The 13253-nt window shown below is 33.6% G+C and carries 3 protein-coding genes, 2 tRNA genes and 3 rRNA genes; 2 read left to right on the forward strand and 6 right to left on the reverse strand.

The annotated features are described in order from the left end of the window. Positions 1-116 precede the first annotated feature (116 nt). Positions 117-4409, reverse strand: coding sequence for a DNA polymerase III subunit alpha (gene dnaE / locus H0H64_RS01655; RefSeq protein WP_185857082.1), 4293 nt, complete (start codon positions 4407-4409; stop codon positions 117-119). Positions 4410-4580: 171 nt separating this feature from the next. Here dnaE and rpsA point away from each other — a divergent pair, with 171 nt between their 5' ends. Further along, positions 4581-6386, forward strand: coding sequence for a 30S ribosomal protein S1 (gene rpsA, locus H0H64_RS01660; protein ID WP_185857083.1), 1806 nt, complete (start codon positions 4581-4583; stop codon positions 6384-6386). A 10-nt stretch (positions 6387-6396) separates the two neighbouring features. Next, entirely contained in the window at positions 6397-8109 is a 1713-nt protein-coding gene (locus H0H64_RS01665) for a ribonucleoside-diphosphate reductase subunit alpha (protein WP_185857084.1), read from the forward strand. Between the two features lie 22 nt (positions 8110-8131). Here H0H64_RS01665 and rrf read toward each other — a convergent pair. The 5 genes from rrf to H0H64_RS01690 all read right to left on the reverse strand — a co-directional run bounded on the left by rrf (position 8132) and on the right by H0H64_RS01690 (position 13183). Beyond that, positions 8132-8242, reverse strand: a 5S ribosomal RNA gene (gene rrf, locus H0H64_RS01670). A gap of 46 nt (positions 8243-8288) precedes the next feature. After that, positions 8289-11196: ribosomal RNA gene (locus H0H64_RS01675) — 23S ribosomal RNA — on the reverse strand. A gap of 56 nt (positions 11197-11252) precedes the next feature. After that, positions 11253-11326: transfer RNA gene (locus tag H0H64_RS01680), tRNA-Ala, on the reverse strand. A 101-nt stretch (positions 11327-11427) separates the two neighbouring features. Next, positions 11428-11501: transfer RNA gene (locus H0H64_RS01685), tRNA-Ile, on the reverse strand. Between the two features lie 146 nt (positions 11502-11647). Beyond that, positions 11648-13183 (reverse strand): 16S ribosomal RNA (locus H0H64_RS01690). Together the 16S, 23S and 5S rRNA genes with 2 tRNA genes alongside form the textbook arrangement of a ribosomal RNA operon. Between the last annotated feature and the right edge of the window lie 70 nt (positions 13184-13253).

Below are 13253 nucleotides of genomic sequence, written 5' to 3' on the forward strand. Positions count from 1 at the left end.
GTTGTACCGATTGGTAGTTGCAGTATGAATGATACTTCATATATTTTTCTTTTCTATTCTATGCCCAAATACAAATTTAATAAAGTCTTTTTAATTATTTAATTAATTGAAAGGTTTTAGTTTAAACAAAAATCTAACCCTTTTATTTCTTCCAATTTTTTTAAAAAACTTGAATTAATATTAATTTCATATTTTATAGATTCAAAATTTAAAAAAATTTGATCTACTTTATCATAAAGAACTATATTCAATTTCTTATTTCCTATTTGTTGAGAAATAAGTTTTTCAATATCATTAATAAATTCATTATTTAAACAGTTTATATTGATTTTAATTATAAGTTTATGTACCAATTTTTTTAAAATATTTTGTAAATTTTCCATATATAAAATATTTATTTTATATTTTTGATATCTTGATTTTTCAATAGAAAAACATAAATACAACGGATTATTTTGAATCAAAAAAGGTTCATATTTCAAATATTGTTGTCCGTAAATTTTGAATTCTTTAGAAGAATTATAATCTTCTAATAAGAAAATACCATATTTAATTCCATTTTTTATATATGTTTTTTTTTCTATTTTGGATAAAATTCCACATACACACATTTTTTTTCCTATAAGTAGAGATTCTTGCTTATTTAATTGTTCTAAAGAGATATTCGTAAAATATTTTATTTCATAATAAAAATCATCTAAAGGATGTCCAGAAGTATAAACACCTAATACTTCTTTTTCTTTAGATAATTTATATATATTACTCCATAAATTACATTTCATGAGAATAGGTTGATCTACTTTATTTTTTGTTTTTTGTGATTTGGACCCAAATCTAATAATTTTTTCTAAAGTACTTAATTTATCATCAAATCCAATATGAAAATATTGTTCTCTATCAATATGAAAACTGTCTAAAGATCCAGATAAAATTAAACTTTCTAAAGTTTTTTTATTCACTACACGTAAATCTATTCTTTTAACCAGATTAAAAATAGAGGTATAGGGTCCGTTTTTTTTTCTTTCTTGAAGAAGAATTTTTACAGCATTCTTTCCAATTCCTTTTATTCCCGCAAGACCAAATCTAATATGATTAGAATCAGTTACTCTAAAAAAAGAATCACTTTCATTTATATCTGGACTGATTACAGATATACTCATTTTTTTGCATTCTTCTATAAAAAAAGTAAGCTGTTTAATGTTCTGCATATTATTGCTTAATACAGAAGCCATATATTCACATGGAAAATGTGCTTTTAAATAAGCAGTTTTAAAAGCTATATAGGCATAACATGTCGCATGAGATTTATTAAAAGCATAACAAGAAAAATATTCCCAATCTTTCCATATTTTTTCTAAAATATTTTTAGGATAACCTTTTTTCATAGCTTGATGTAGAAATAAATTTCTCATTTTATTGAGTTTTTCTTTTTGTTTTTTTCCCATAGATATTCTAAGAATATCCGCTTCTCCTTTACTAAAATCAGCTATTTTTTGGGCTATTAACATGACTTGCTCTTGATATATTGTTATTCCGTAAGTTTCTTTCAAAAATTCCTCCATTTCTGGTAAATCATAGGTAATTGCTTCTTTTCCATGTTTTCTAGATATGAAATTAGGAATGTATTGTAAAGGACCTGGTCTATACAATGCGGTCATTGCAATTAAATCATCAAATTTATCAGGTTTTAACTTACGTAAATATTTTTGCATTCCTGGAGATTCATATTGAAAAACGGCTACAGTTTCTCCTTTTTGAAAAAGATGATAAGTTTTCTCATCTTTGAGAGAAAATGAATCCTCTGTAAGAGGAATATTTTCACATCTTTTTTTGATAATATTTATAGCGTCTTTAATAATAGTAAGGGTTTTTAATCCCAAAAAATCCATTTTCAATAATCCAACATGTTCTACCACATGATTATCAAATTGCGTAAGCAATAAATCTGATTCTTTTGACACAGATACTGGAATATATTCTTGAATATCATATGGACTGATTATGATCCCACAAGCGTGTACTCCTGTACTTCTTATAGTTCCTTCTAAAATTTCTGCTTGTTGTAAAACTTTACCTTCCAATGTATTTCTATTTTTTGCAAAATCCCTCAATTTTTGTACATTATTCATCTCTTCTTTATTGATTATCTTTTCTATGGTGTTTTTTTTAGATAAAATTACTTTTAATGAAAGCATATTAGGAACCATTTTTGCGATACGATCTGTTTCTTTTAGAGATAAATCTAATACACGTCCGGTATCTCTAATGGATGATTTCGCCCCCATAGTTGCATATGTTATAATTTGTGCAACTTGATGTTTCCCATATTTTTGAACAACCCATTCAATAATTTTCTCACGTCCCCTGTCATCAAAATCAATATCAATATCTGGTAAAGAAATTCTGTCCGGATTTAAAAATCGTTCGAAAAGAAGATGATATTTTATTGGATCTATATTGGTTATTTCTATACAATAAGCAACAATAGATCCTGCTACTGATCCTCTACCAGGGCCGACTGAAATATTCATTTTTTTAGCTTGAGAAATAAAATTATGAACAATGAGAAAATAACCAGGATAGCCAATTTTTTCTATTGTTTTTAATTCAAAAAGAATTCTTTCTTGAATTTTTTTAGTAATATTTTTATAACGTTTTTTGGCCCCATCAAAAGTTATTTTTTTTAGAAAACGATTTTCTCCTCTATTTCCTCCATCTATTTTGTCTATAGGATCTTCAAAAGATTTTGGAATCTTAAACTTTGGAAGTAATATTTTGTGTGAAAGATGATAAGATTCAATTTTATTAACTAATTCCTCTAGAAAATCAAAAGATTCTGGTAAATCAAAAAAAATTTTTTTCATTTCTTCTGCACTCTTGAAATAAAATTCATGGTTTGGAAAACCAAATCTATAACCGAACCCTTTTCCTATAGGGGTTAATTGTTTTTCTACATTTTTTATACAAAGTAAAATATCATGAGCATTTGCTTCTTTTTTATCTAAATAAAAAGTGTTATTTTGTATAATATATTTTACATGATATTTTTCTGAAAATTTTAGTAATATATTATTGACATGATCTTCAGCTTCTAAACCATGACGCAACAATTCTATATAAAAATCATCTCCAAAAAGATCCTTCCACCATAAGAAAACTCTCTCTGCTTTTCTTTCACCATAATTCAGAATAGTATATGGAATTTCTGAATTTAAATCTCCGGTAAGAGCAATTAAATTTTCCTTATATTTTTCTATAATTTTTTTTCCAATTCTAGGAATTCCAGCATAAAAACCTTTTGTAAAACCTAATGAACAAAGTTTCGCTAAATTATGATAACCTTTTTTATTTTTAGATAAAAGAACTTGTTGATATCGTTTATCCGGTTCTTCTTTAGTAAATTTTTTTTGTAAATAATTATCTGAAATAAATACTTCGCAACCTATGATCCCTTTGATTGATTTTTCTGGAAAATATTTTTTATTTATGGAATGAATAGCATTTAAAAAATGAAAAGATCCCATCATATTTCCATAATCAGTTATACCTACAGCTGGCATATTTAAATGTATAGCTCTTTCTACTAGAGACTGAATATCTATAGTTGAATAAAGAATAGAAAAATGGGTATGATTATGGATATGAGAATATTTTTTTTTTTTCAATTTTTCTTTCAACATATCATTTAATGCATTGTCATTTTTTAATGAAATTTTTTCTTTTTTTTCTAATAAAGTATGATCATCATTAAAAGAAACTACAGAAGAAGAAATTTTTGTAGTATATTTATTTCTGAATTTAAACAGAATATCTTCCTTTATCCCTATATCTTGATGTGATATTATTCCGATACGTAATAATTCTAAAAAAGAACGAGCTGTAGCTTTTACATCATTTTCGGCATTATGCATGTTTGGAGCTTTTTCTCCAAAAAGTTTTTGATATAATTCAGATAATGTTGGCCATTTCAGTCTTTTTCCAGTTCCTGATAGTTTGCAATAAGAAGTAGAAATTTCTTTAGTATCTAATATTTTCTTTTTTTGAAAAGAAATTTCTTTCTTTTTTCTAAAGAATTCACATTCAATAACTTTTATATCAAATTTTAAATTGTGTCCAATTAAACATTGAGATTGATCAAGAGATTTTTTAAATTCATGTAGTACAAAACTCAAATCAATTCCATATTTATCTGCTTTTTCATTAGTTATTCCATGAATTTTAAAGGCATTAAAAGGAATATCATAATGATCCGGTTTTATAATGAAGCTTTTAAATTCTATTAAATCGCCTATAACATCATGAATTTGCCATGAAATTTGCACTATTCTTGGCCAATTGTCTACATGAGTGATTGGAAAATTATAGGATACAGGTAATCCTGTTGTTTCTGTATCAACAATGAGGTACATTTTATTTCAATTAGTAGAAAAAGTTACTGAAAAATTATTAGTTTTGTATTACCTGTTTTTTATAATAATAAATAAACGAGAACACTAAAACTGCTATACTCTGGTTTCTCTGTACATGTATGTATTTTTTATGGATATGGATAGAAAACAGTGAAAAAAAATAATAAAATTATGTCTAATCAAACCGAAGAAATAAAAGGAAAATCATCCCCTTCATATGAAATAAAAAATGAAAAATTGAACGATCAGGTAAAAAAAAGTTTCGATTGGACGAAATACGAAACTCATTTAAATAATGAGACTCAAGAAGAAAGAAAAAAATTTGAAGAAATATATACAAAAACTTTACCATATGTTCAAGAATTAGAAATATATCAAGGAATTGTAACATATGTTTCGGATAAAACTATTATTGTAGATATTGGATTTAAAGCGGAAGGAGCTATTCCTATAAGTGAATTTAGAGAAAATTTTAATATTCAAATTGGGAGTAAAATAGAAGTGATGGTTGTTAAAATAGATTATAAAGGACAATGCATTCTTTCGTATCAAAAAGCAAAAATGCTAAGAAATTGGCAACGTATTAATGAAGCATATGATAAATCAGAGGTAATATTAGGTTATGTTGCGGCTAGAACAAAAGGAGGATTAATTGTTGAAATATTTGATATAGAATGTTTTTTACCTGGATCACATATCAATGTAAAACCTGTTCGGGATTATGATACTTATGTAGGAAAAACTATGGAAGTAAAAGTAGTTAAAATCAATCAAAAAACAAAAAATGTTGTAGTTTCTCATAAAGTCTTAATAGAGAGAGATATAGAGGAACAGAAAAAAGAAATGATATCAAAATTAGATAAAGGTCAAGTATTAGAAGGAAAAATAAAAAATATTCTTCCTTATGGTGCTTTTGTAGATTTAGGAGGTGTAGATGCTTTACTTCATATTACCGATATGAGTTGGCCACATATTAACCATCCTACAGAAATAGTTCAATTAGAACAGGAACTAAAATTTGTTGTATTAGGTGTAGATAAAGAGAAAAATCGTGTACAATTGGGGTTAAAACAATTGCAACCTCATCCTTGGAATTCTTTAGATCAAAATTTAAAAATAGGAAGTAAAATAAAAGGAAAAGTAAGTGTTTTAGCTGATTATGGAGCATTCATTGAAATCATACCAGGTGTAGAAGCATTATTGCATATTAGTGAAATGTCTTGGGCTACAGATTTATCTTCTCCTCAAGATTTCGTACAAATAGGAGATGAGTTAGAAGCTGTTATATTAACTATTGATCGTCAAGAAAGAAAAATGTCTTTAAGCGTAAAACAATTAACTCCAGATCCTTGGATTAATATACAAGAAAGATATCCTATAGGATCAAAACACGCTGGAGTTGTAAAAAAATTTACGAATTTTGGAGTTTTTCTAGAATTAGAAAAAGGAATCTCTGGAGTTATTTATACTAATGATCTTTCATGGATAAAAAAAATTAAACATCCTTCTGAATTTTGCAGTATCAATGATAAATTGGAGATCATTGTACTCACTTTAGATATTCAAGCTAGAAGATTAAATTTAGGACATAAACAATTAACAGAAAATCCATGGGAAAAATATGAAAAAATTTATTACGTGGGAAGTATTCACGATGGAATAATATCAAATTTATTTGATAAAGGAGCTTCTGTAAAATTTACAGAAGATCAGAAAATAGAAGCTTTTGCTCCACTACGTTTTTTAGAAAAAAAAGATGGAACTACTCTGAAGAAAGGAGAGAAAACTAATTTTAAGGTAATTGAATTTAATAAAGAAACTAAAAAAATTGTGATCTCTCATACGTCTATTTATCGTGATAAAGTTCAAAAGAAAGAACAACGTATGAGAAATAGAAAATTTGAGAGATCCACTCTTGGTGATATAGCAGGATTAGCGAAACTAAAAGAACAGATAGAAAAAGAAAAAAATAAATAGTTCTAAAATAATGGAAACACACCCTATTGCAGAAAAAGAAGGATGGAAAGTAGGAAAAGATTTTCCCGTTTGGGCTAATAATGAATTATATTTAACTACAATTAAAGGTGGATACTTATTAGATGGGGAAACTCCTTTTGAGGCATATAGAAGATTGTCAAAAAATGCAGCGAAGATTTTAAGAAAACCGAAAATAGAAGGAGAATTTTTTAATATTCTTTGGAGGGGTTGGCTTATTCCTTCCACTCCTGTTATGGTAAATCTTGGAACGGAAAAAGGTTTACCCATTAGTTGTTTCTCTGGAAGAATTGGGGACAGTATGTACGAAATATATAGAAAAAATTTAGAAATGGCTATACTTAGTAAACATGGTGGAGGGACATCTTATGATTTTAGTTTAGTTAGACCTGTTGGAAGTTCGATAAAAAATGGAGCATTAGGGACTTCTGATGGAATAATTCCTTTCATTAAATCATATGATAGTGCTATAGTAGCCAGTAAACAAGGTAGAACACGACGAGGAGCTGTGGCTATTTATTTAAATATCGAGCATAAAGAATATCCAGAATTCTTAAAAATCAGAGAACCTAAAGGGGATATTAATCGTCAGTGTCATAATGTTCATCAAGGTGTAATCATTTCTAATTCTTTCATGGAAAAAGTATTAAAAAAAAATGGAAAAGAACGAGTTTTATGGATTGATACTCTTAAAGAACGTGTTCAAACTGGAGAGCCATATCTTTTTTTTCAAGAAAATGCTAATAAAAATATTCCAGAAAATTGGAAAAAACACGGATTAAAAATCCATCATAGTAATCTTTGTTCAGAAATTATGTTACCAACAGATGAAAATCATACACTTGTATGTTGTCTTTCTTCTTTGAATTTATATAGGTATGTAGAATGGAAAAATACAAATACTGTTTTTTATGCCATTTTATTTCTTGATGCAGTTATGCAAGAATTTATTAATAAAGGGAAACATATACGGGGAATAGAGGACGCAGTTCGTTTTGCAGAAAAAAGTAGAGCTTTAGGTTTAGGTACTTTAGGCTGGCACTCATATTTACAATCTAACATGATTCCTTTTATATCTATACAATCTGAAATATTAACTCATGATATATTTAGATACATACAATTAGAATCTCAAAAAGCCACTAAGTATTTAGCTAAAGAATATGGAGAATCTGAATGGAATATAGGAACAGGAAAGAGAAATTTGACTTTAATGGCAATGGCTCCTAATAGGAGTTCTGCAAAATTAGCTGGTGGTCTCTCTCAAGGCGTAGAACCTATAGCGGCAAATATATATGTAGATGATGATTCTAAAGGAATGCATATTCGTAAGAATCCTTATTTAGAAAAAATACTTATAAAAAATGGATATAATCTTCCAGAAGTTTGGGAACAAATTGCAAATGAAAAAGGATCTTGTCTTGGATTGACAGCTCTTAGTGAAAGACAGAAAAATGTTTTTAGATGTTTCAAAGAAATTAATCAATTAGAATTAATTAAGCAAGCTAGTATACGACAAAAATATATTGATCAAGGTCAAAGTATTAATCTTTCTTTCCATCAAAATACTCCAGCAAAATATATAAATAAAGTACATCTTGAAGCTTGGAGGATCGGCTTAAAAAGCCTTTATTATTATAGAAGTGAAAGTATTCTTCGTGCAGACGCTAAAAATAGAGATTTGTATTCGGAAAGCTTGTTATAACTTGTTATAAATAGAAAAAAAAAGAGGGCAGCGACTTACTCTCCCAGAATTAACCAGTACCATCAGCGCTAATGCGTTTCACTTCTCTGTTCGGAATGGGAAGAGGTGGGGCCACATTGCTATAACCACCCATAAAAAATATTAAAAAATAAGACATAGCATAATATACATACGAGAAATTAAAAAGCTTACGGGTAATTAGTACTACTCAGCTGTGACATTACTATCTTTACACTTGTAGCCTATCAACGTTGTCATCTTCAACGACCCTTAAAAGAAGCCTAATCTTGTGGAGAGCTTCGCACTTATATGCTTTCAGTGCTTATCTCTTCCGAACATAGCTACTCAGCGATGCACCTGGCGATACAACTGATACACCAGAGGTTCGTCCAATTCGGTCCTCTCGTACTAGAATCAGGTCCACTCAAGCTTCTAACGCTCGCAATAGATAGAGACCGAACTGTCTCACGACGTTCTGAACCCAGCTCGCGTGCCACTTTAATGGGCGAACAGCCCAACCCTTGGGACCTTCTTCAGCCCCAGGATGTGACGAGCCGACATCGAGGTGCCGAACCTCCCCGTCGATGTGAGCTCTTGGGGGAGACTAGCCTGTTATCCCCGGAGTACCTTTTATCCTTTGAGCGATGGCCCTTCCACACGGAACCACCGGATCACTATGCCCTACTTTCGTACCTGATCGACTTGTAAGTCTCACAGTCAAGCACCCTTATGCCATTACACTCTACACACGATTACCAAACGTGTTGAGGGTACCTTTGGGAGCCTCCGTTACCTTTTTGGAGGCGACCACCCCAGTCAAACTACCCACCACGCAATGTTCTCAATTTTTTTAATTGAGTTAGATTTCAACTAAAAAAAGGGTGGTATTTCAAGGACAACTCCACATTACCTAGCGACAACGCTTCAAAGTTTCCCACCTATCCTACACATTTTTCAATCGAAATCAATACGAAGCTATAGTAAAGGTTCACAGGGTCTTTTCGTCCCATTGCGAGTAATCGGCATCTTCACCGATATTACAATTTCACCGAGCTCACGGCTGAGACAGTTTCCAGATCGTTACACCATTCGTGCAGGTCGGAACTTACCCGACAAGGAATTTCGCTACCTTAGGACCGTTATAGTTACGGCCGCCGTTTACTGGGGCTTCAGTCAAAAGCTTTGCCAAAGCTAACCTTCTTCTTTAACCTTCCAGTACTGGGCAGGTGTCAGACCCTATACATCATTTTTCAATTTAGCAGAGTCCTATGTTTTTGATAAACAGTCGCCCGGATCTCTTCGCTGCGGCCTTTTTTCTTTCAAAAAAAGGCTACCTTTCTCCCGAAGTTACAGGTTTATTTTGCCTAGTTCCTTAGCCGTGAATCACTCGAGCACCTTAGGATTCTCTCCTCAACTACCTGTGTCGGTTTTGGTACGGTTCACTTTTATCTGAAGCTTAGAGGCTTTTCTTGGAAGCTCTTACCTGCGCTATCCACTCCCCCGAAGGTTTGTGGTACTATCGTAGATCAGCAAAATATACGGATTTTCCAATATATTTTATACCTAACTACTTTAACGTACACATCCGTCCGTACGCGGCAGTTTCATTACTCCGTCCCCCCTATCGCAATAAAAGTGAGTACCGGAATATTAACCGGTTATCCATCGATTACACCTTTCGATTTCATCTTAGGAACCGACTAACCCTCAGTTGATTAACATAGCTGAGGAACCCTTAGTTTTTCGGTGTGCAGGTTTCTCACCCGCATTATCGTTACTTATACCTACATTTTCTTTTGTAAAAGCTCCACTATATCTTACAATATAGCTTCTATGCTATTACAATGCTCCCCTACCGATTGAATTGATTAATTTAATCAAATCAATCCCATAGTTTCGGCGATATATTTATGCCCGATTATTATCCATGCTCAGTCACTCGACTAGTGAGCTGTTACGCACTCTTTAAATGAATAGCTGCTTCCAAGCTAACATCCTAGCTGTCTCAGTAACTAAACCTCGTTTGTTCAACTTAATATATACTTAGGGGCCTTAACTGATGGTCTGGGTTGTTTCCCTTTTGGACATGGACCTTAGCACCCATGCCCTCACTACCGTGAAACATAATAACAGCATTCGGAGTTTGTCAGGAATTAGTAGGTGATGAAACCCCTTCATCCAATCAGTAGCTCTACCTCTGTATTATTTAACACGATGCTGCACCTAAATGCATTTCGGGGAGTACGAGCTATCTCCGAGTTTGATTGGCCTTTCACCCCTATCCACAAGTCATCCGAAGACTTTTCAACGTCAACCGGTTCGGTCCTCCACTATGTGTTACCACAGCTTCAACCTGCTCATGGATAGATCACTCGGTTTCGCGTCTAATTCCTCCGACTACACGCCCTATTCAGACTTGCTTTCGCTACGGCTCCATAGCTGAACTATTTAACCTTGCCGGAAAAATTAACTCGTAGGTTCATTATGCAAAAGGCACGTCGTCACTTCACAAAAAAGCTCCGACAGTTTGTAAGCGTATGGTTTCAGGATCTATTTCACCCTTCTATTCGAAGTACTTTTCACCTTTCCCTCACGGTACTAGTTCACTATCGGTCTCTGAGTAGTATTTAGCCTTACCGGATGGTCCCGGCAAATTCAGACAAGATTTCTCGTGTCCCGTCCTAATCAGGTTACTACTTATGTAATTTTTCCATTTTGCATACAGGATTATCACCTTCTATGATTGATTTTTCCAAATCATTCTACTATAGAAAAATAGTCATTTATTGTAGACCTACAACCCCACTATAGCCTAGACCATAATGGTTTGGGCTGTTCCGTTTTCGCTCGCCGCTACTAACAGAATCACTATTGTTTTATTTTCCTCTAGATACTTAGATGTTTCAGTTCTCTAGGTTCGCCTTACTTATAAAATAATATCATACATATTAATATGATAGGTTTCCCCATTCGGAAATCTGCGGATCAGTTCGTATGTGCCAATTCCCGCAGCTTATCGCAGCTTATCACGTCCTTCTTCGCCTCTCAGAGCCAAGGCATCCACCATACGCCCTTCATTAGCTTTTTTATTTTCTCATTATTGTATATTATGTATGTCAAAGAACTTTCTAAATAAAAAAAAATGGAGAATATCGGAGTCGAACCGATGACCTCCTGCGTGCAAAGCAGGCGCTCTAGCCAGCTGAGCTAATTCCCCTTACCTCGTAATAATTTTACGTATCGTGAAAATCACGCATTTTATACGTTTTATTCATCATGTAGCACTCTAATCACTAACCATCTGAGCTTCCCCTGAAATAGTCTCGCGCGGAATTGAACCGCGGACCTCTACATTATCAGTGTAGCGCTCTAACCATCTGAGCTACGAGACTGATTACATTAATTATAAATAATAATTACAATCAATCTCCTTACTTTACTTTATTTTACTTTATAAAATTTTGCATTTTTCTTAATTAATTAAGAAAAGCTTCTAGCCTAACCCCAACATAAACTTTTAATAAGAAAAAACTCTAAAAAAAGAGATGTTCCAGCCGCACCTTCCGGTACGGCTACCTTGTTACGACTTAGCCCCAGTTATCGATTTTACCTTAAGCAGCTCCTTTTATGGACACCGATTTCAGGTACCCCCGACTTCCATGGCTTGACGGGCGGTGTGTACAAGGCCCGGGAACGTATTCACCGCATCATGGCTGATATGCGATTACTAGCGATTCCAACTTCATAGAGTCGAGTTGCAGACTCCAATCCGAACTGAGATCGGCTTTTAGAGATTAGCTTCTGATTGCCCAGTAGCAACCCTTTGTACCGACCATTGTAGCACGTGTGTAGCCCAAGGTATAAGAGCCGTGATGATTTGACGTCATCCCCACCTTCCTCTCGACTTACGTCGGCAGTCTTGCTAGAGTCCCCGACATTACTCGCTGGCAACTAACAATAAGGGTTGCGCTCGTTGAGGGACTTAACCCAACACCTCACGGCACGAGCTGACGACAACCATGCAGCATCTTGTACTCCGTCCGAAGACTAAACTATTTCTAGTTTATTCGTAGTACATTTAAACCTTGGTAAGGTTCCTCGCGTATCATCGAATTAAACCACATGCTCCACCGCTTGTGCGGGCCCCCGTCAATTCCTTTGAGTTTCAGCCTTGCGACCGTACTCCCCAGGTGGATCACTTATCACTTTCGCTTAGTCACTGAAATAAATCCAACAACTAGTGATCATCGTTTACGGCGTGGACTACCAGGGTATCTAATCCTGTTTGCTCCCCACGCTTTCGTGCCTCAGCGTCAGTATAGACTTAGTAACCTGCTTTCGCGATCGGTGTTCTGTGTGATATCTATGCATTTCACCGCTACACCACACATTCCAGCTACTCCAATCTCACTCAAGTCTATCAGTATCAATAGCCATTTTAACAGTTAAGCTGCAATATTTCACTACTGACTTAATAAACCGCCTACGCACCCTTTAAACCCAATAAATCCGGATAACGCTCGTGTCCTCCGTATTACCGCGGCTGCTGGCACGGAGTTTGCCGACACTTATTCGTATAGTACATTCACAATCCTTATCACGTAAGAATTTTTATTCCTAAACAAAAGCAGTTTACAACCCGTAAGGCATTCTTCCTGCACGCGGCGTGGCTGGTTCAGAGTTTCCTCCATTGACCAATATTCCTCACTGCTGCCTCCCGTAGGAGTCTGGTCCGTGTCTCAGTACCAGTGTGGGGGATCACCCTCTCAGGCCCCCTACCGATCACTGTCTTGGTAAGCCTTTACCTTACCAACTAACTAATCGGACGCACGCCCATCTTTTGCCGTATTGCTACTTTAATAACAGAATCATGCGATTCTGTTATACTATAGAACATTAATCTAAGTTTCCTCAGGCTATTTTCTAGCAAAAGGTAGGTTACGTACGTGTTACGCACCCGTACGCCGGTCGCCATCAAAATTTATTATAAATAAATTTAATGCTGCCCCTCGACTTGCATGTGTTAAGCCCGCCGCTAGCGTTCATCCTGAGCCAGGATCAAACTCTCCGTTGTAAAAAAAATTAGTATCAAATACGCAAAACCTTATTAAAAAATCCTGAAGCATCAGGTCTAGAAGCTTTTT

It is taken from the genome of Blattabacterium cuenoti (assembly GCF_014251635.1).
GTDB classification, from domain to species: domain Bacteria; phylum Bacteroidota; class Bacteroidia; order Flavobacteriales; family Blattabacteriaceae; genus Blattabacterium; species Blattabacterium cuenoti_S.